At 30.3% G+C, this 20,449-nt stretch carries 16 protein-coding genes; 14 read left to right on the plus strand and 2 right to left on the minus strand.

The features are described from left to right. Positions 1 to 228: 228 nt before the first annotated feature. The 6 genes from C1715_RS10110 to C1715_RS10135 all read left to right on the plus strand — a co-directional run bounded on the left by C1715_RS10110 (position 229) and on the right by C1715_RS10135 (position 6,149). A complete protein-coding gene (locus C1715_RS10110; protein WP_102400371.1) occupies positions 229 to 1,665 on the plus strand; it encodes an aspartate ammonia-lyase in 1,437 nt (478 codons plus the stop codon). A 24-nt stretch (positions 1,666 to 1,689) separates the two neighbouring features. Further along, the gene (locus C1715_RS10115) at positions 1,690 to 2,922 is read left to right on the plus strand and encodes an NAD(P)-dependent malic enzyme (RefSeq protein WP_102400372.1); all 1,233 of its coding nucleotides are present in this window, start codon (positions 1,690 to 1,692) and stop codon (positions 2,920 to 2,922) included. A 371-nt stretch (positions 2,923 to 3,293) separates the two neighbouring features. Next, positions 3,294 to 4,325, plus strand: a complete 1,032-nt coding sequence (locus tag C1715_RS10120) for a PocR ligand-binding domain-containing protein (RefSeq protein ID WP_102400373.1) — start codon at positions 3,294 to 3,296, stop codon at positions 4,323 to 4,325. A 340-nt stretch (positions 4,326 to 4,665) separates the two neighbouring features. Continuing rightward, complete coding sequence (locus C1715_RS10125; RefSeq protein WP_423240826.1) at positions 4,666 to 5,355, plus strand: YeeE/YedE thiosulfate transporter family protein; 690 nt, start codon at positions 4,666 to 4,668, stop codon at positions 5,353 to 5,355. A gap of 14 nt (positions 5,356 to 5,369) precedes the next feature. Continuing rightward, positions 5,370 to 5,603, plus strand: coding sequence for a sulfurtransferase TusA family protein (locus C1715_RS10130; protein ID WP_102400374.1), 234 nt, complete (start codon positions 5,370 to 5,372; stop codon positions 5,601 to 5,603). 9 nt (positions 5,604 to 5,612) lie between these two features. Further along, positions 5,613 to 6,149, plus strand: coding sequence for a YeeE/YedE thiosulfate transporter family protein (locus tag C1715_RS10135; RefSeq protein WP_423240827.1), 537 nt, complete (start codon positions 5,613 to 5,615; stop codon positions 6,147 to 6,149). A gap of 207 nt (positions 6,150 to 6,356) precedes the next feature. On the opposite strand, the gene C1715_RS10140 is transcribed toward C1715_RS10135, so the two are convergent. Further along, on the minus strand, positions 6,357 to 7,247 hold the full coding sequence (locus tag C1715_RS10140; RefSeq protein ID WP_102400376.1) for a LysR family transcriptional regulator: 891 nt from the start codon (positions 7,245 to 7,247) through the stop codon (positions 6,357 to 6,359). 1,092 nt (positions 7,248 to 8,339) lie between these two features. Between C1715_RS10140 and C1715_RS10150 the strand changes: the two genes are divergently transcribed. The 8 genes from C1715_RS10150 to C1715_RS10185 all read left to right on the plus strand — a co-directional run bounded on the left by C1715_RS10150 (position 8,340) and on the right by C1715_RS10185 (position 19,231). Next, entirely contained in the window at positions 8,340 to 9,602 is a 1,263-nt protein-coding gene (locus tag C1715_RS10150) for a YeeE/YedE family protein (protein ID WP_102400378.1), read from the plus strand. Positions 9,603 to 9,776: 174 nt separating this feature from the next. Beyond that, positions 9,777 to 11,474: an FAD-dependent oxidoreductase gene (locus C1715_RS10155; protein WP_102400379.1), complete on the plus strand. Its 1,698-nt coding sequence runs from the start codon at positions 9,777 to 9,779 to the stop codon at positions 11,472 to 11,474. 11 nt (positions 11,475 to 11,485) lie between these two features. Further along, on the plus strand, positions 11,486 to 12,805 hold the full coding sequence (locus tag C1715_RS10160; protein ID WP_102400380.1) for an APC family permease: 1,320 nt from the start codon (positions 11,486 to 11,488) through the stop codon (positions 12,803 to 12,805). 268 nt (positions 12,806 to 13,073) lie between these two features. Next, positions 13,074 to 14,135: a Fe(3+) ABC transporter substrate-binding protein gene (locus tag C1715_RS10165; protein WP_102400381.1), complete on the plus strand. Its 1,062-nt coding sequence runs from the start codon at positions 13,074 to 13,076 to the stop codon at positions 14,133 to 14,135. 87 nt (positions 14,136 to 14,222) lie between these two features. Beyond that, entirely contained in the window at positions 14,223 to 15,878 is a 1,656-nt protein-coding gene (locus C1715_RS10170) for an ABC transporter permease (RefSeq protein ID WP_102400382.1), read from the plus strand. Further along, the gene (locus C1715_RS10175; protein ID WP_102400383.1) at positions 15,859 to 16,551 is read left to right on the plus strand and encodes an ABC transporter ATP-binding protein; all 693 of its coding nucleotides are present in this window, start codon (positions 15,859 to 15,861) and stop codon (positions 16,549 to 16,551) included. Before C1715_RS10170 ends, C1715_RS10175 begins: the two co-directional genes overlap by 20 nt. Positions 16,552 to 17,029: 478 nt before the next feature. Further along, the gene (locus C1715_RS10180; RefSeq protein WP_102400384.1) at positions 17,030 to 18,373 is read left to right on the plus strand and encodes a helix-turn-helix domain-containing protein; all 1,344 of its coding nucleotides are present in this window, start codon (positions 17,030 to 17,032) and stop codon (positions 18,371 to 18,373) included. Positions 18,374 to 18,454: 81 nt separating this feature from the next. Continuing rightward, on the plus strand, positions 18,455 to 19,231 hold the full coding sequence (locus C1715_RS10185) for a hypothetical protein (protein ID WP_102400385.1): 777 nt from the start codon (positions 18,455 to 18,457) through the stop codon (positions 19,229 to 19,231). 324 nt (positions 19,232 to 19,555) lie between these two features. On the opposite strand, the gene C1715_RS10190 is transcribed toward C1715_RS10185, so the two are convergent. Further along, the gene (locus C1715_RS10190; RefSeq protein WP_102400386.1) at positions 19,556 to 20,281 is read right to left on the minus strand and encodes a spore coat protein; all 726 of its coding nucleotides are present in this window, start codon (positions 20,279 to 20,281) and stop codon (positions 19,556 to 19,558) included. Positions 20,282 to 20,449: the final 168 nt, after the last annotated feature.

Genomic DNA, 20,449 nt, shown 5'->3' on the forward strand with positions numbered 1-20,449 from the left:
TTTCATATGATAATTTCGGTGAAATTTTGCTTTAAATATATTATAAATATATTATAATAAAAAAATTCAGAAGAAAAGACAGAAAAAGTGCTAAAATGAAATAAATCTTGCAAAATATGTTGCATTTAGTAATTGAAAGTAATATAATGAAAAATGAAAGAAAAAATTCATAAAATATTTATTTGTAATTACATAAAGAAATTTTACATTCATTTAGGGGGTCATTGTATGGAACAATTAGTTAGTGAAGAAAAGTGTTTTAGAATAGAAGGTGATTCTATAGGAACTAGAGAGTTACCAAAAAATGCGTATTATGGTGTTCAAACTTTAAGAGCTGTGGAAAATTTCAAGATAACAGGATTAAAAACTCATAAGGAATTTGTAAGAAGTCTTGCACAAATAAAAAAAGCAACTGCAATAACTAATGCAGAGGTTGGACTTATGGATAAAAGCATTCAGAATTCTATAAAAAAAGCTTGTGATGAAATAATAGATGGAAAATTGTATGATCAATTTATAACAGATCCTATTCAAGGCGGTGCAGGGACTTCAATGAATATGAATGCAAATGAAGTTATTGCCAATAGAGCTATTGAGATTTTAGGTGGAGAAAAGGGAGACTACAGTATAGTTCATCCTAATGATCATGTAAATATGGGACAATCTACTAATGATGTTATTCCTACTGCAGGTAAAATTACTGCTTTGAAACTTATTCCAAAAGCAATAAAACAGCTTATAAAGCTTCATGAAGTGTTAGTAAAAAAGAGTGAAGAATTTGATGAAGTAATAAAAATGGGAAGAACTCAGATGCAGGATGCAGTGCCTATAAGATTGGGACAAGAGTTTGCAGCTTATAGTGCAGTGGTAGCTAGAGATATTAAAAGACTTGAAAATGCAATGGAAAGTTTAAAGACTGTAAATATGGGAGCTACAGCTATAGGTACAGGTATAAATGCAGATAAACAGTATGAAAATAAAATAGTACCTAATCTTGCAAAAGTTACTGGCATGTCATTAAAGCAAGCAGAGAATTTAGTAGATGGAACTCAAAATGTGGACTGCTTCGTAGAGGTATCTTCAATTATTAAAACTTGTGCTGTGAGTTTATCAAAAATGGCAAATGATTTAAGACTTATGTCTTCAGGACCAAGAACAGGATTTGGTGAAATAAATCTTCCACCAAAGCAAAATGGTTCTTCCATAATGCCAGGAAAAGTGAATCCTGTAATACCAGAAGTAGTGAGTCAAATAGCATTTAATATTGTAGGTAATGATATGACAATTACTATGGCTGCAGAAGCTGGCCAATTAGAATTAAATGCTTTTGAACCAGTTATATTCTATAATTTGTTTGAATCTATAGAAACTTTAGCTAATGGGGTGGACACTTTTATTAATAATTGTATAATAGGAATAACAGCTAACAAAAAAAGATGTCAAAACTTGGTCGAAAATAGTATAGGTATAGTTACAGTTCTTTGTCCATACATAGGTTATAAGGAAGCTGCTAAAATTGCAAAAACTGCTATGAAAACAGAAGAGCCCATAAGAGAAATAATATTAAAGTCAGGACTTTTAAATGAAGAAAAGATAGATGAAGTGCTTGATGCTATGGCTATGACAGAACCAGGTATAACTACAAAATGTCTTATAGCAAACTAGAGTATAGTATAGGAGGGTTTTATAATGGCAAATTTAAAAGAAAGAGCACTAAAATTCCATAAAGATTATAGAGGTAAAATTGAACTTAAATGTAAGGTACCTGTTAAATGTAATGAAGATTTAACTATGGCATATACACCAGGAGTAGCTGAACCTTGTTTGGAAATCAATAAAAATCCAGAAGACATTTATGAATACACAGCTAAAGGAAATATGGTAGCTGTAGTAACTAATGGTACAGCAGTATTAGGACTTGGAGATATAGGAGCAGGAGCAGGACTTCCAGTCATGGAAGGAAAAGCAGTTTTATTTAAGGCTTTCGGAGGAGTAGATGCTTTCCCAATATGTTTAGATACAAAAGATGTAAATAAAATTGTTGAAACTGTAAAACTTATGGAACCTGGTTTTGGAGGAGTAAATCTAGAAGATATTAAAGCTCCAGAATGCTTTGAAATAGAGAAAAGACTTAAGAAAATATCAAATATTCCTATATTTCATGATGATCAGCACGGTACTGCAGTGGTTTCAACTGCATGCATTATAAATGCCTTAAAGGTTGTAAATAAGAAATTTGAGGATATAACTGTAGTAGTAAATGGAGCAGGTGCTGCGGGAACAGCTATCACAAAATTAATTTTAAAAATGGGAGCAAAAGATGTTATATTATGCGATTCAAAGGGCGCAATATATAAGGGAAGACCAGAAGGAATGAATAAATATAAAGAAGAAATGGCTAATATAACAAATAAGAATTCAATAAAGGGAAATTTAGCTGAAGTGTTAAAGGGAGCAGATGTGTTCTTAGGAGTATCTGTTGCAAATTGCGTAACTAAAGAAATGGTTAAGTCTATGAATAGAGATGCTATCATCATGGCTATGGCAAATCCTAACCCAGAGATACTACCAAAAGATGCTATAGAAGCAGGAGCTAAAGTAGTGTGTACAGGAAGATCAGATTTCCCTAATCAGGTTAATAATGTAGTAGCATTTCCAGGAATATTTAGAGGAGCTCTTGATGTACGAGCTTCTGAGATAAATGATGAAATGAAAATGGCAGCAGCTTATGCTATAGCAGGACTAGTAGAAGAAGATAAGTTAAATTCAGAGTATGTTATTCCAGAAGCTTTTGATTTAAGAATAGCACCAAAGGTGGCAGCTGGTGTTGCAAAGGCAGCCATAGATACAGGTGTTGCAAGAAGAAAAGATGTTACTCCTGAAATGGTAGAAGAACATACAAAAAAGATACTAGGTATTTAACACTGTTAGAATATAGAAATAAATAAAAAGACGTTTGTTTAAACATCTAACCTTTTAAAATATAAAAAAATAAAAATACGTCTGTATAAAATTTAATAAGAGTACTTGTAATTAATAGCTAGTACAAAGAAAAACTCTGTCAAAACAATAAAGTTTGATAGGGTTTTTTTTGTAAACTTTAATACAGAATTATCTTAGATATTTAATGTGAATAGAGCAGATAGTATAATTTTTATAAAAAATACTTGTTCAAGAATGCAAAAATGAAATTATCAGAAAATATTGTGATTTACAAAGGTATATGATAAAATTAATTTCATAAAGAAGTCGAAAAATGTATAAAAATGACATTCGGTTAAGGGGGAACAATAATGGGAAAGAATGATATTCACTTATCCAAAATTCAGTTAAAGGATGTTTTGGATATAGAACTGCTTCAAAAATTTCAAGATAATTTTGCTGAAAGTATGGATTTGGCAAGTGTTACGGTAGATATGGAAGGAAACCCCGTTACAAGGCCAAGCTCCTATACTAGTTTCTGTATGGATTATACTCATTCAACAAAAGCAGGAGATGATAGATGTGCTCAATCTCATAGAAAGGGAGGGGAAGAAGCTGCAAGGACTGGAAGACCATATGTATATACATGTCATGCGGGACTTATAGATTTTGCAGCCCCTATTATTGTAGACGGAACACAAATTGGAACAATACTTGGAGGACAAATACTTACATCAAAACCCCAAGAGGATGGTTTTAGAAAAACCGCAAGGGAAATTGGCGTAGATGAAGATGGTTACATACAAGCTGTTAATAAAGTAAAAATATCAACAGAAAGAAATATTAGAGCTGCTGCCGAAGTGCTTTTTATAGTAGCAAATGCTCTGTCCAAAGTTGGATATCAACAGCTTAAATTAAAGACTACAAGTAACGATTTAGTAGAAAGCTTTTCTCAAATTTCAGCCACAATGGAAGAACTTGCTTCTTCTTCAGTAACTATTACCAATAATCAAGAAACACTTAATAAGGAAATTGTAAATGTTAAAAATATATCAGAAAAAATTAATGAAATATTAGATTCAATTAAGAGTATTGCCGATGCCACTAAAATGCTTGGATTAAATGCAGCTATAGAAGCCGCAAGGGCTGGAGAAGCTGGAAGAGGCTTTGGGGTTGTTGCTACAGAAATCAGAACGCTTTCAGAAAGTTCAAAGGAAACAGCCATGCAAATAGTAAAGTTGACAGATGATATTGAAAGTTCGGTTCAAAAAACTTTAGAAGCTTCAGAATCCACAATGATTAATACTGAACAACAGTCAGCTGCAATACAGCAAACAACTGCAAGTATTGAAGAGCTTCTAGCATTAACTAATGAACTTAATGATATGGCGAAACAAAAATAATGATATGCTTAAAAATTAAGTTTTTCAGTGGGGATTGATAAAAGGCTATAGAAGAAGTCACAACTAAATTTATAAAAGACAATAATTTAGTAAAATGACAATTTAAGATAACTTCCTAAATAAGTAGATATGACAATAATCTCTTTATTTAGGAAGTATTTTTTTGATAATCTATTTTCACATTGTTATGTTCAAGCGAAGATAAATGATTCTTAAAAAAGTTTACTAGATAATTACAGGCAAGTGGAAGTACAAACAATTATATGTCATTGATTGTAATGTACATATAGTATATAATTATGAAAGCAAAAATATTAATTTTGTTTAAAGGGATGATAATATGATATCAAATGAAATAGATATGCTAGTAAAGCAGCGTCAGTCACAAGTAAAAAAGGAAAAGAATCAGATTCCTTATGGGATTATGCTCATTTTAATTGCATTTATTCTTTGCATTATATTTTGGCAAAAGCAGCCTAGGTATGTGACATTTTTAAGTGTTGGAATTATAATCGGTATAATTTTAAGGTATTCACGATTTTGTTTCACTGCAGCATTTAGAGATCCTTTTATTACGGGTAGCACTAGGGTGTTAAGAGGTATGATATTGTCTATGATGGTAAGTACAGTAGGTTTTGCTGTAATACAATCTAGATATATTCATATCAAAGGTGCTAATTATGAAATGATTCCAGGGGCTGTTAGTTCTGTAGGAATTCATGTAATGATTGGTGCATTTATATTTGGTATAGGAATGGTTTTAGCAGGAGGATGTGCTTCAGGTGTGCTTATGAGAATTGGTGAAGGACATGCCCTTCATTGGGTTGTTCTTGTAGGCTTTATAATTGGAACCTTACTGGGAGCAAAAGATTATTCTTTCTGGTATGAGCATTTTATTAAAAATGCAAAGACAATTTATTTTTCTGAATACTTAGATTTAAAAATTGTTGTTTTATTGCAGATGATAGTATTGATAACTTTATATAAATTAGCAGTATGGTATGAAAATAGACGCTTTAAAGAATTATAATGGAGGAATTTCATATGACCGTAAGAAAACTAGATTGTTTAAGTGAATTATGTCCAATTCCTTTGCTTCGAGCTATGAAGGAACTTAAGACAATGGAACCAGGAGATATCTTGATTCTTAATTCTGATCATAGTTGTGTGGCCATTGATGTAGAAAAGTGGGCATCGGAAAAAAAATATCCTGTAAAGCTTCTTGAGCTGGGTGCAGGAGAATGGGAAGTGTATATTCAAAAGCCAAAAGAAAAATAGGAGCGATATATGATGAAATCTATAAATAAATATCTTAAAAAACCTTGGCCTCATTGGGTAGGAGGAATATTATTAGGAATAATGAATGTGATTTTACTAGCGTTAACTGGAGTAAGCTGGCAAATAACCAGCGGTTTTTTACTATGGGGAGTTGGTATATTGCAATGGTTTGGACTAAATCCATTGAGTTGGGAGTATTTTAGTCATTTTAAGTCCTATTATTCTCCTGTGATTTCACATGAAAATGTATTTATTAACCAATATACAATTTTAAATATTGGTGTAGTTATAGGATCTTTAGTTGCAACATTATTAGCTTCGCAATTCAAATGGAAGAAAATAAAGAGTAAAAAGCAGTTTATATTTGCACTTCTGGGAGGAATTATGATGGGATATGGGACTAGGCTTGCTGTTGGTTGCAACATTGGAGCTTTTTTTAGTGGAATACCATCATTTTCACTACATGCTTGGGTTTTTGGAAATTTTGTCATATTAGGGACATGGGTAGGGGTTAAAATATTAGTTAGATTTTTTATTAATTCCTAATTTCCAGAGGCTAATCTATAAGAATATATTATTTTATAGTGAGATTTATTTAGTAATTTTATCTAGATACTAGGTGCTAGTGTAAATACGGACTTGTAAGTTTTTTTATAGTACCCAGCACCTAGAACTATTATATATAACTTAGAACTTGAATATATTCTTCACCTAAATTATTAAGTACGTAAACATTAAAGTAAGAAATAGATTTTAACAAAAACCTCGCTTATTAGAAATAATAAAATCAACAAACATTTGTTCATATTCAGTAAAGGTATATTTTTTTCTTGAAGCTATATAGTAGCTAAAAGAAATTTTAAAATCATCTACCTGAACTGTTTCAATGGTATGTTTTTTCAACTCTTGAGCAACTGCTAATTTTGGTAAAAAAGAAAAACCTTTTCCCGAAAGTATAGAAGATTTAATGGCTTCTGGAGAATTTAAATCGTAAATTACATTTAACTCTTCTACATTTATTCCCTTTTCTTTTAATGATTTTTCAATCACATATCTAGTGCCAGAAGTATTTTCACGTAGAATTAAAGGAATCTCTTTCAAATCTTCTTTAGAAATTTTTTTAGGTGAATTATTACTATTTCCAACCAAAAGAAGTTCATCTGAAATAATAGGCTCAGTAACGATACCATCTATTTTGGGATCATGTTGGATGATTCCAATGTTAATTGTATGTTCTTGCAGCTTTTGAATAACTTCAGTTGAATTGATTACTTCCATACGGATATCTACCTCTTCGTGTAGGTGTTTAAAAGTAAAAATGCTACAAGGAAGAGCATACTCACCTACACTTTTACAAGCGCCAATCATTAATTTTGGTCGGTCTTGATGCAAATTTATCAAATCTCTCTTAATATTTCCCTGAATAGAAAGTAGAGTGTCTGCATAGTTAAATACCACTTTCCCTTCCTCTGTTAATTCAACACCTTTATTACTACGGTTTAGAAGACTTACTCCTAGTTCATTTTCTAAGCTTTTAAGCTGCCCACTGAGTCCAGGTTGCGTAAGGTGAAGAATTTGAGCTGCTTTTGAAATACTATTATGTTTTACTGTCATGTAAAATGATTGAAGGTATTCAAGATTCACAAAATCACATCCTAAAAATAGTTATACATCTACCCTATTATTGTACAAAAATAAATATATTTATTCAAGTTAGTATATTTTGTAGTTTGTGTCAAGTTCTAGTGGGCAATTTTATTTTCTAAAATTTTATCCATTATAATATAGTTTTTGAATTTACTTTTACACTTTTTTAAATTTAATATTTCTAGCCTATATAAGGGGCTACGCCCCAGCCCGAAAGGGCGCACTTCACCTACATAATTTTATACTTTTATTAAATAAATCCTAAGTCATTAAACCCTTTATTTTCAACTAAGGCTCTTATTGCCTTGCGACCATTTGTATTGGCGCAGCCTGTAAATGGCATCTTCCCTTGGTGTATTGGGTATACTTTGCCTTTACCAACTTTCTTATTTACATCAGCTGCTGTTAATGTAATCATTTCTGTTATTTTTTCTAGCTCATCATCTGAAATAACACTAGAACACATTTCATTTACTACATTGTATATTCTTTTACTTGCCTTTTCAGCTAGTATTTTAGCTAAATTATTAGCACCTCTAATTGACCAACTCATTTTTCTTCCTTTCATTCTTTGAGCTAATACATCACAGATATTATGCTCCATTGTGCCTAAATTTCTGTATTCTAATCCTTCCGGCGCCTTCGGCATTTTAATTTCTTTCCTTAGCTTATATGGCTTTAATCCTATCTTGTTATCAAAAAANGTGTACATGGGAGATACTTTTTGTATCTCCTTTATTTTTTTTAAACAGTAATTACTACTACCTTCGCCTACTAAAATTATACTCTAAGTATTTTGTACTCAGCTCAAAGAAAGTGTTATGGTATATAACATTTACTTTCTATGAAAAAAGAATAATGTGTAATATAATTTTGATAGATAATTAACAAACGAAATTGGGCAATTTAAAATTATAAAAGTATACAGGAACTCATTTATTATTCAAATATTATGAGAAGTGATTAACTGAATTAGTAAATATATTTGTAACATCTTTTAGGATAAGTGAACCAAGCAAATGATGTTATATCAATATCAGTTAAAAAAATCACACAGCATAAACAATTTAAAGGATGAGGAGGAAAAAAATGAAGAAGACTGAACAAGCTTTAGGATTTATAGGAATTTTATTAGTACTAATTCTAGGTAAGACACTGTTAAAAACAGATATGTTATTTTTTAGACTTTTAATGGGTGCAGGACTTGGTTATGCTTTATCAAGAGCTTACACAGGATTTGCAGGTAGTGTGAATCGTGCATTTAACACTGGGTCAACGAAATTAATGAGAACACTTATGTTTCTTTTCTTTATCACATCTTTATTAACTACTGCATTTTTGTTTAAAGCCGACCCTACTAAATATGACCTTTGGGTAAATCCAATTAATTTTGGTTTGATTTTAGGTGGAGTGCTATTTGGATTTGGTATGTCATTTTCATCTTGTTGTGCTTCAGGTGTGCTTACAGACCTTGTAACTGGTTTACCTAGAGCACTTATTACATTAATATTCTTTGGATTAGGTGTATTTTTAGGATTTCCTGTACAGAATACTGCAGGATGGGTTAAGAATTCTTGGTTTTCAACAACAGTAGGTAAAAAATTATATGGTGGTGTATTCTTACCAGACTTATTCAAATGGGATGGTCTTGAAGGTTATCTAGGTGCATTGATATTAACAGCTATATTCTGTGGAATTGTTGTATTTATTGCTTATGCTTATGAAAAAAGTCGTAAGGAGAAAAATACTTATACTGGTCACTCTATGGAAAAAGTACAAGATAAGAATGAAACTTTTGACACTAAAGAATATAAGCTCTTAAGTGAGGAAAACTATAATAGAATATTTGCTAAACCTTGGACTTTAGTACAAGGAGCCGTTGTTATTAGTATATTATTTGCGTTACTTATGGGTGTTACTAAAGCTGGATGGGGCGCATCTACTCCTTATGGATTGTGGTTTGGTAAATTCTTAATGATATTTGGAGTTTCACCAGAGACATTAGCAGATTTCACAAAAATGCCAGCAAAAGCATATGCCCTACCATTCTTTGAACACGGTGTTTCAGTTCAGAACTTTGGTATATTACTTGGAACAGCTATTTACTTGTTGACAGCTGGTAAGTTTGTGAAGACATTTATGTCAGAGATGCATATTACAGTAAGAGAATTATTACTGTTTGCTCTAGGTGGAATTACCATGGGAGTAGGTACTAGATTTGCAAACGGATGTAATGTAGGTGCATTATATACACCTATTGCAAACTTCTCACTTTCCGGTTGGATCTTCTTAATTTTCATGGTTCTAGGCGGTATTGTAGGAAATAAATGTGCAAGAAAGTGGGCAAAGTAATATTAATATTTAAATAGTTTGTAAAAATATAAAACTTAGCAGTCTGTGACTGCTAGGTTTCTATACATATAAATGAAAATTTATAATTAAAGGTCAAGGAAAAAATATTTATGACTTTTATAGGTATACATTTACATTGGCTAGATTAATTAGAATTATAGGAGGCGTTATATTATGAGTAACAGAATTTTAATTGTTGGGGGAGTAGCTGGAGGTGCTTCAGTTGCAGCAAGAGCAAGAAGAATTGATGAAATGGCAGAAATAATAATGTTTGAAAGAGGTCCTCACGTATCTTTTTCTAACTGTGCTTTACCATTTCATTTAAGTGGTATGGTAGAAAATGGCGATGACTTGGTTTTAATGTGTCCGAAACAGTTTAAAAAGCAATATAACATTGAAGCTAGAGTTAACAGTGAAGTTGTAAAAATAAAAAGAGAAGAAAAGAAAATAGTAGTTAAAAATCTTATTACTGGAGAAGAATATGAAGAGTCTTATGACAAATTGGTTTTGTCTCCAGGAGCTAATCCAATTCTTCCAAGAAGCATTGAAGGAATAACTGGACCAAATGTGTTCACTGTAAGAAATGTAGTTGATATAAAGAAACTTAATGAAAGTATTATTGAAAACAATATTCAGGATATAGCTGTTGTTGGTGGAGGATTTATAGGGGTAGAAGTAGCAGAAAATCTACGTCTAGCTGGTAAAAATGTAAGCCTTATAGAAGCACTTGATCAGATAATGAATCCTTTTGATTATGATATGGCTCAAATACTTCATAAAGAGATGATAGATAAGGGAGTTAATCTTATATTAAGTGATGGAGTAAAGAAAATAAATGAAAACTCTGTAGAGTTACAATCAGGTAAAATGGTTCCTGCAAAGGCTGTAGTAATGGCAATTGGTGTTTCACCTGAAACTAGTTTAGCTAGAGAAGCTGGCCTTGAAATCGGTGTAACTGGAGGTATAAAGGTTGATCATAACTATGTAACTAACGATAAGGATATTTATGCGGTAGGTGATGCTATAGAGGTTTACAATCGTATGAGCCATAAACCTTCAAGATTAGCACTAGCAGGACCTGCTCAAAGACAAGCCAGAGCAGCTGCTGATCATATATATAATATTCCTCACAATAACAAAGGTGTAATAGGATCCTCTGTAGTTCAAATTTTTGATTTAGGAGCTGCATGTACAGGATTTAATGAGAAAACTGCAAAGATGGCTGGAATTTCCTATGATTTTGCATATGTAATTCCAGGAGATAAAGTTGGTTTGATGCCAAACAGCAATCCAATGCACTTCAAACTTATATATGAGTATCCAAATGGAAGAATACTTGGGGCTCAAGCTATAGGAAAGGGAAATGTAGATAAGAGAATAGATGTAATTGCTACAATGATAACAATGGGCGGGACCCTAGAAGATTTAAAAGAATTAGAGTTATGTTATGCTCCTTTATTTGGAACTGCCAAGGATGTAGTGAATTATGCAGCATTAGTAGGACTAAACCTATTATATGGTAGATTTAAGCAAGTTCCAGTAACAAAAGTGAGAGAGCTAGTAGAAAATAATGCATTTATCGTAGATGTAAGAGAAAAACATGAATATGCAGAAGGTCACCTTAAAAATGCAGTGAATATTCCATTAAGTGAAATCAGAGAAAGATTAGATGAAATTCCAAAAGATAAAATGGTATATTTACATTGTCGTTCAAGTCAAAGAAGCTATAATGCAGTAATGGCACTACAAAATATTGGATATGATAATGTGATTAATATATCTGGTTCTTATTTAGGAATTTGTTGCTATGAGTATTATCAGGATAAAGTAACAGGAAGAGAAAAGATAGTTACAGAATATAACTTCAAGTAAAGGTTGATTATATGAGAAAAAAATTGAACAGAATAGATATATTAGCCTTAGCATTAGGATCTATTATTGGATGGGGCTCATTTACCCTCCCTGGTTCAAAGTTTCTTCATGAAAGTGGTATTGTTAGTACGGCCATCGGGTTTATACTGGGTGGCCTTGCTATTCTTTTTATACAAAAGGGTTATCACATCATGATGGAGAATCATCATGAAGATGGAGGAGAATTCTCTTATACCTATAAAAATATGGGTAAAGTTAATGGTTTTGTAGTAGGTTGGTCTTTGACTTTGTGCTATATAAGCATGGTTCCATTGAATGCTACAGCATTCGTACTAGTAATCAAGAAGTTGTTTGGTGCAGCAATGGAGTTTGGATATTTATATAAGATAGCTGGTTATCCTGTATATTTGTCAGAGATTATTATTGCGAGTTTAATAATTTTAGTATTTGCTTATGTGAATATTAAGGGTCTAAAGTTCAGTTCTAGGGTACAGAACATCATGATCTTATTAATGGTGATAAATGTAATTGTAGTATTTATTTTCATGTTCATGAAGACAGAGCATAGCTTAATTATGAATAACTATATTGTTAACTATAAATTTAACATTACTGAGGTTGCGAAGATTTTTGCTATAGTTCCTTTCTTATTTGTGGGTTTTGATGTAATACCACAAGTGTCTACAGAGTTGAGTTTTGAAGCTACAAAAGCTACAAGAATGGCAATATTAGCTATATTAGCTGGAGTGCTTTTTTATAATCTTTTAAATATTACAACTGGTTTGGTATATACTCCGGAGCAAGCGCTTTTGGAACAATGGGCTCTGGGAACTGCTGTACTTAATAATATGGGATATACAGGGTTTATATTACTTATAATATCATTGGTCGGTGCAGTAGCAGGCGGAATAAATGGATTTATGCTAGGTAGCAGCAAGCTCATAGGGTCTTTAGCTAGGTATAGGCTTATTCCATCAAAATACAAAAAAGAAAATCGTAATGGAGTATTTGAAAGTGGGGTTAAATTTGTAGCTTTAGCCAGTTTAATAGCACCTTGGTTGGGCAGAGAGGTTATTATCTATATTGTAGATATGTCTTCTTTATTAGCGGCGGTAGCATATTTTTACGTATGTTACATTGGATTCAAACATTCAAAAGGAATAGACAGAGGTTTTTCAGCAATAGGGACATTCATAAGCCTTTTATTCATAGGATTACTTATCATACCAGGTTCACCTGCAAGATTGAGCAGTCCATCTATAATACTGATGATTTTATGGGCAATATTAGGGTATTTTTATTATAAAAGGTATTCAGGAAGCATGAAATAATTTGCAAAATAGTGTGTCTAAAGACGTATTATAAAATTAACATATGAAGTATAAAAAGACCATGAAGAAGAAAGCTAGTTTAGCTTAAAACTTCATGGTCTTTTTGTGTCTTTTATAATATGTTTATTTTTTACATAGAACTTTTATGGTAAATATTTCATAAATGTTTTATATTGACTTTCTTCGACAAATGAAATAAAATATCATAAGGAAATGATAATTATTTTCAATAGTTAATTAATATCATTTAAATTAAGGAGGTTCATATATGAACAAAAAATCAATATTAGCATTATTAGGAACTGTATTAATAACATCATCAGCACTTATAGGCTGCGGTAAAGGTGCAAATAAGGAAGGGACAACTACAGAAAAAAAGCAAGTCGTAAATGTTTATTCTGATAGACATTATGATACGGATAAGCAGATCTTTGAGGATTTTACTAATAAAACAGGTATAAAGGTTAATATAGTAGAGGGAAAATCTGATGAGCTTATTGAAGGATTGGTAAGAGAAGGGAAAGATACAAAGGCAGATTTGCTTATAACTGCAGATGCAGGCAGACTACATAGAGCAAAAGAACAGGGACTTTTGCAACCAGTTACATCAAATATTTTATCTAAAAATATTCCTGAGAATTTCAGAGACAAGGACAACCAGTGGTACGGATTAACAAAGAGAGGTAGAGTTATAGTTTATTCTAAAGATAGAGTAAATCCTTCGGAATTGTCCACTTATGAGGCATTAACAGAATCTAAGTGGAAAGGTAAAGTATTAGTAAGATCTTCATCAGCTGTATATAATCAGTCTTTACTAGCATCTTTTATTGACATAAATGGTGAAGAAAAGGCTATGAATTGGGCTAAAGGTATAGTTAGCAATTTAGCGAGAGAACCAAAGGGAAATGATAGAGATCAAGCGAAGGCTATTGTAGCTGGAGTGGGAGATGTAGCTATAATGAATACTTATTATGTAGGTAAAATGCTAAATTCTTCAGATCCAGAAGAAGTTAAAGTAGCAAAAAAAGTAGGCGTATTTTTCCCAAACGGTGAAACTACAGGTACTCATATTAATGTAAGTGGTGCAGGTGTTACCAAAAATGCTAATAATAAAGAGAATGCTTTAAAATTAGTACAACATTTATCTAGCCAAGAGGCACAAAGAGAGTTTGCTGACGGAAACTTTGAATATCCAGTTAATTCAAGAGTAGAACCATCTGAATTATTAAAGTCTTGGGGAAACTTTAAAGCACAAGATATTAATCTATCAAAGCTAGGTGAGAACAATAAAAAAGCTGTAGAGATATTTAATAAAGTAGGCTGGAAATAAGAATATTTATATAGTTCAAATATTAAAAAGTAGCCTTAAACTTAAAGGCTGCTTTTTAAATTAAACGTAGGGAAGTGAGATTAAAGAATGAGACTAGGAAAAAAGGAATCTTATATAAACATTTGGAGCGTTTTAAGTACTATTTTTGCATTAATGATAATTGTGACCAATGTAGATATCATTATGAAGTTATTTAGTAAGGGAAATGAAAATTGGATTCATATTAAAACGTATTTATTAAAAGATTATTTTATAAATACGTTAAATATAATGGTATTTACAGGTATCTTAACCATGGTAATTGGTACTTTATTAGCATGGTTAATTTCTGCATATGAGTTTCCTTTAAGAAAATTTTTTAAATGGTCACTTATATTACCATTGACTATTCCACCATATATAGGAGCTTATACATATAACGGAATATTAAGCTATACAGGAGTTGTACAAAGGTTTTTAAGAGAAATCTTTAGAATTAATGTATCTCCTGGCACTTTGGATATAATGTCTATAAGGGGATCAATATTCATATTTACAGTTTTCTTATTTCCCTATGTTTATATGATTACTAGAGCTTTTTTAGAAAAACAATCTGCAGAAATTATAGAAAGTGGAAGAGTTCTAGGAAAAAATTCTTTAGAAATATTTATAAAAATAATCATTCCAATATCAAGAGGAGCTATTATTGGAGGGGTTTCTTTAGTACTAATGGAAGTTCTAAATGACTATGGTGTAGTATCTTATTTTGGAGTGTCTACAATAAGTAAAGCTATATTTACTTCATGGTTTTCCATGGGAGATTTACATTCAGCTACTAAGCTTTCCTCAATACTGATGTTTATGGTATTTATTCTAATTATTTTAGAAAGACAACTTAGAGGAAGAAAAAAATATAGTTTTGTTAATAGTAAGATAAGACCTATTAGAAGGAAAAAGTTAGAAGGGGCTTGGGCGTTTATAGCTTTTATTTTATGTTCAGTTGTACTAGCTATAAGTTTTATTATTCCGGTACTTCAATTGATAAGTTGGAGCATACTTACTTATAAAAAGGTACTTAGTGTTAAATTTTTAATTCTTATATTTAATTCCACTTGGACAGCAGTAATTACTTCTTTAATTATAGTATTTATGACTATTATAATAGGCAATTTTTCTAGAATAAAAGATGATAATTTATCAAAATTAGTATCAAAAATAACACTTCTAGGGTATTCCATACCAGCATCAGTTATTTCTATAGGTGTGATACTGTTCTTTGTAAAGCTTGATAAACTATTTTATCCTTTATATAAGGTAATAAATTCAAATTCCCCCAAATTAGTTTTAAGTACAAGTATTATTATGCTTATATTTGCATATGTTATTCGTTTTCTAGCTATAGGATATCAATCTATAGAAGCAGGTTTTGAGAAAATAGGGAAGAGATTTTTTGAAGCTTCAAGAAGTTTGGGATACAGTGATATAAAAACTTTTTTTAAAGTGGATTTACCTATGATAAAACCTGCAGTTATAAGTGCATTTGCATTGGTTTTCCTAGAGATTATAAAAGAGCTTACATTGACTCTTATTTTGAGACCTTTTAATTTTAATACATTAGCTACAAAAACCTTTGAATATGCCAATGATGAAATGATACAGGAAGCTTCAGTAGCTTCTATAATAATAATTTTTGTAAGTATATATTCAATATATTTGATGTACAAAAGGGATAGGGAGGAAAATAATGTTTGTAGAAATAAGTAATGTGAGTTTTAAGTATAAAAACTCTAAAAAAGAAACTATTAAAAATTTAAATGTAAAAATAGAAAAAGGTGAAATAGTTAGTATTTTAGGTGAAAGCGGTAGTGGAAAAAGTACAATTTTAAGAATATTAGCAGGGTTAGAGGAAAATGTTACTGGAAAAATTATTGTAAATAGAAAAATTATTGTAGGTAAAAATGTCTTTTTACCGCCAGAAAAAAGAGGAATGGGAATGGTGTTTCAAGATTATGCATTGTTTCCTCATATGAGTGTAGAACAAAATATAGGATTTGGACTTAAAAAAATGAATAAGGAAGAAAAAAGGGAAAGAGTACAAGAAATGCTTGAACTTATAGATTTAAAAGGATTTGAAAAAAGATATCCTCATGAACTAAGTGGTGGGCAACAACAGAGAGTAGCTATAGGTAGAGCAGTAGCACCTAATCCATCAATTCTTCTTTTAGACGAGCCATTTAGTAATTTGGACGCTAATCTTCAAAGTAGAATAAGGAGAGAACTTAAAAACATAATAAATAAAATAGGAATAACATCCATATTTGTAACTCACGATAAAGAAGATGCATTAGCTATAGCAGATAAAGTAATTATACTAAGAGATGGAGAAATTACAGCATCAGGTAATTCCAAAGAGGTCTTAGAGAACGGTAATATTTAATGTAATTGAATATAATGTTTTAATAGTATGTGAGGCTAAATGCATAAATATGAAAATACCATAAAATGCAAATAAGTTATAAATTATATTACAGTTCATATAAGGGGATAGTAGAAAAAGAATTGTGGATCTTGAAATGAAAGGGATATAGATAAGGAAAGAGCTATTGAGTTTTTATTAAATAAGAATTAGGAAATGTACTAAGTGTGGTAAATTGAGCAATCTATGGGTTTATGTTATTAGATTGCTCAATTTATTATGGAAAAATATTTGATTTTTTTATAGTGAAGATGAGTTTTTAAAAATGGTAATGAAAGAAAAGTATTTGTAAAAGTATAATGTAATACTAGTATTCTATATAAAATTATTATAAATTTAAGTATAAGTATAATTAAATTATATAAATTTTACTTGAAAGTATAATTTAATTATACTATACTAAATAGTATAGTATATATACTTAAAAGGAGAGAGAAAATTGAATTTAAGTATTGGAAAAAAAATAAAAAGATTAAGGAAAGCTCTCAGTATGACTCAAGCAGAACTTGCAGAGCCAGAAATGACAAAAGGTATGTTAAGTCATATAGAAAATGGGCATGCCAATCCTTCTATGAAAAATTTGCAATATATTGCTAAAAAGCTAAATAAGCCAATAGCTTATTTTCTGCAAAATGAAGAAGGAGAAGGACAATATATAGACAACAATTGTCTACCAATTAATGAAATTTTAAAGGAACTGGAAGAGATAGATGATTTCATAAGAATCAATAAAATTGAAGTTGCTAAGGAAAAAGCAAGTAATCTATTAGATATATATAAATTTCAAGAAAAAAGTAAATTATATGCAGACATACTATATAGATTGGGGTCATGTCATGTGGCTTTAAGTGAATTTAAAGAAGGAACAAAGATTATTAATTTATGTTGTGAAATATATAAATATAATAGATTGTACATTGATGCATCAAGGGCATATATGAAGTTATGTAGAGAAACTTTAGAAAAGTATGATTATGATAAATGTACAGATATTTTAGAAGAAGCACAGAGTTTATATGATAAATCTAGCAGTAGGGATGCTTTTTTAGAAATTAAGTTATTAATTACACAGCCAGCTATTTTATTTGCAAAAGGTGAATTTCAAAAGGCAATTGAGATGTGTGAGAAATCTATTATTTTGTCTAATGAAAATAACATTTATTACTATATAGATGATGCTTATAGAATTGAAGCAATAATATATCTTATGAGGGGAGAATACGAAAAATTTCTTGTAAATGCCAATAAGGCAAAGCAATATGGAGAGTTTACTGATAATAAATTAAATTTAGCAAAGATATATCATAATTATGCTAAATATGAAAATAAGATAAATGAGCCAGCTGAAGCTTTGAAGTATTTAGAGTTACTAGAAATTAACTCAAGAGAAAAATCCTTTTATTATTATGTGGAACATGGTAAGGCAAATTATTTATTGGGAAACTATAATGATGCTATTGAAGATTTTGAAAAAATAGATTATAAACATAAAATTTCGCATATAATTGATTGTGTTTATATATTAACAGGAAAGATATATGAAGGATTAGCTTATGGAAAACTAAAGGAATATGATAAAGCCATTAAGAAAATAGAAAGTTTTATAAGAGAAGTAGAAATCTATATAACTGTAGAATATAAAGGTATTGTTCAATATGCATATATGAATTTAGGGTTTGCCTACGAGAGTTTAAGTGAAATATATTCACAAAAAGGAGAGTATGAAACAGCATATACATTATTAAAAAAGGCAAATGGATTAAAAATTTTATCAATAAAATAAAAAACTTATTGAAAGGAGATGAAAAAACAATTTAGTAAAACGTTAATAATATGAAAAATAATAATTATTGGGGGGAAAATTATGTTAAAGAGAGAGGAAATATTAAACTGCATAGTTGATTCCATAGAACCACTAGATTATGTTTATGCAGCATGGCAATGTGGTTCAGCAGCCTTTGGAAGAGTGGATGAATGGTCAGATATTGATATTGCAGTTGATGTGGAAGATGACAAAGTAAGAGAAATATTTAAAGTAACGGATAAGGCATTAGAAACTTTATCACCAATTGAAAATACATATGAATGTCCTCAGCCTATGAGTGAAGGAGCATATCAAAAGGTGTATAAGTTAAAAGATGCAAGTAAATTCCTTATAGTAGAAATTTGTGCTGTAAGGCATAGTGCACCAGATAAATTCTTGCAAAAGGAAATACATGGAGAGGTCTTTGTTCACTTTGATAAACAAAATGTAGCTAAATACAAGAGCATTGACAAAAAAGAATTTGCAAAAAAACTAGAGCAGAGATTAGAGAAAATTAAAAACTTATTTAATATATATCAGATTTTGATATATAAAGAACTTAATAGAAAGAATTATATTGAAGCAGTGGCATTTTATAATAATTTTTCTTTAAGCCTTTTATTAGAAGCTATAAGAATAAGGTATAGTCCATATAGATTTGATTTTAGGACACGATATGTATATTATGATTTACCTGATGAAGTAGTAAAAAGACTTAATGATTTTTACTTTATTAAAGATGGAGAAGATTTAAAACATAAACATGAAGAAACAATTAAATGGTTTAATGAATTAGTTGAGGAATTAGAAGGTATGCATTTAGAAAAGCTATTGTAGTAAATTCAGCACAATAATAGTAGTATTTATTCTTAGTGCAGCAGCCCCTCTATTAAAGGTAGGGGATTTTAAAAAAGTTTAAATGTATTTTTATGATTATTCCACAAAAAGTATTACATTACTAGAATTATGAAATTTCTCTGGAATGACTTTCATAAGAAGCGAAGGAACTGTTTAAATTTAATTTTAGAAATTCTTCTTTTAAACAGATAAAATTATCGTAAGCCTGGCAAGGACGCCAGGCTAGCGAACCTGGGCAGGACGCTGAATGTGAGCGTTAGATAATTTTATATGGATAAAAGATTAGAATTTCTTAAATTAAATTTATTGTTGAGCCCCCCATATAGCTACATTTTGATTGTCCAAAATAAATCTATTGTATTTCCATTTTAACGTATTCAAAAAATAGCCTAGAGAATCTGCGTTATATCTTCCAGCTATTTTTTGATAAGCTAATAATTCATACATTCCATCAGAATTAAAATCAACAGGATATAATCCACTTAGGGGATTTACAAATCCGCTAATTGGATTTTTTAGTTTCCCATTCTCATAGTATATTTCATCTAAGTAATCATTTCCCTTAAGAGATATATCTATAATGTATTTTTCATTATTTTTATTGCTTGTTACTTCAACTTTATAGTTGTCTTTAAAAATAACATCATATTTATATTCTTCGTTATATACATTAAAATCAAAAATTAGTTGAGGTGTATTATAAATAAAAGAATAAATATAATGATACATTATTGCACCGCTTCCGCCAGAATCTATACTAATTAATATATCTTTTGTACCATTTCCAGTAAAGTCTCCCAAAAATAATCTGGGATTATATCCAGCATTTTCTTTTAGAGGTATTTTCATAATGTTCCCTGTTCTCCCATCTTGAATTATAAGATTGATATTCTTAATAAAATTACTTGATGGGGTTCTTGTTCCAATTAGATATAAGTTATCAGGTATCTTATCACCGTTTACATCTCCTCTTGCAATAAATATAATACTTGGATTTATCATATCAGGTTTAAAACAATGATTATACATAAAAACTCCTTCGGATTATAGCATTATAAAATATCTTATGAAGCAATAAAAAAACTTGTTACAGTAGTTTATATGGGGAATACATTTCAATAGAAAAAATCTTTCTAATAATGTATAATTTTAATATAAGAGCTTTTACTAGCTCTAATTTTTTATTATGTCATGGGG

It is taken from the genome of Haloimpatiens massiliensis (assembly GCF_900184255.1).
GTDB classification, from domain to species: domain Bacteria; phylum Bacillota; class Clostridia; order Clostridiales; family Clostridiaceae; genus Haloimpatiens; species Haloimpatiens massiliensis.

Bases quoted from the DNA above. Each gene is read 5' to 3' on its own strand.
- C1715_RS10110 (WP_102400371.1), top strand. From the start codon at position 229: ATGGAACAATTAGTTAGTGAAGAAAAGTGTTTTAGAATAGAAGGTGAT.
- C1715_RS10150 (WP_102400378.1), top strand. From the start codon at position 8,340: ATGAAGAAGACTGAACAAGCTTTAGGATTTATAGGAATTTTATTAGTA.
- C1715_RS10135 (WP_423240827.1), top strand. From the start codon at position 5,613: ATGATGAAATCTATAAATAAATATCTTAAAAAACCTTGGCCTCATTGG.
- C1715_RS10185 (WP_102400385.1), top strand. From the start codon at position 18,455: ATGTTAAAGAGAGAGGAAATATTAAACTGCATAGTTGATTCCATAGAA.
- C1715_RS10120 (WP_102400373.1), top strand. From the start codon at position 3,294: ATGGGAAAGAATGATATTCACTTATCCAAAATTCAGTTAAAGGATGTT.
- C1715_RS10165 (WP_102400381.1), top strand. From the start codon at position 13,074: ATGAACAAAAAATCAATATTAGCATTATTAGGAACTGTATTAATAACA.
- C1715_RS10170 (WP_102400382.1), top strand. From the start codon at position 14,223: ATGAGACTAGGAAAAAAGGAATCTTATATAAACATTTGGAGCGTTTTA.
- C1715_RS10125 (WP_423240826.1), top strand. From the start codon at position 4,666: ATGATATCAAATGAAATAGATATGCTAGTAAAGCAGCGTCAGTCACAA.
- C1715_RS10160 (WP_102400380.1), top strand. From the start codon at position 11,486: ATGAGAAAAAAATTGAACAGAATAGATATATTAGCCTTAGCATTAGGA.
- C1715_RS10115 (WP_102400372.1), top strand. From the start codon at position 1,690: ATGGCAAATTTAAAAGAAAGAGCACTAAAATTCCATAAAGATTATAGA.
- C1715_RS10155 (WP_102400379.1), top strand. From the start codon at position 9,777: ATGAGTAACAGAATTTTAATTGTTGGGGGAGTAGCTGGAGGTGCTTCA.
- C1715_RS10190 (WP_102400386.1), bottom strand. From the start codon at position 20,281: ATGTATAATCATTGTTTTAAACCTGATATGATAAATCCAAGTATTATA.
- C1715_RS10175 (WP_102400383.1), top strand. From the start codon at position 15,859: ATGTTTGTAGAAATAAGTAATGTGAGTTTTAAGTATAAAAACTCTAAA.
- C1715_RS10130 (WP_102400374.1), top strand. From the start codon at position 5,370: ATGACCGTAAGAAAACTAGATTGTTTAAGTGAATTATGTCCAATTCCT.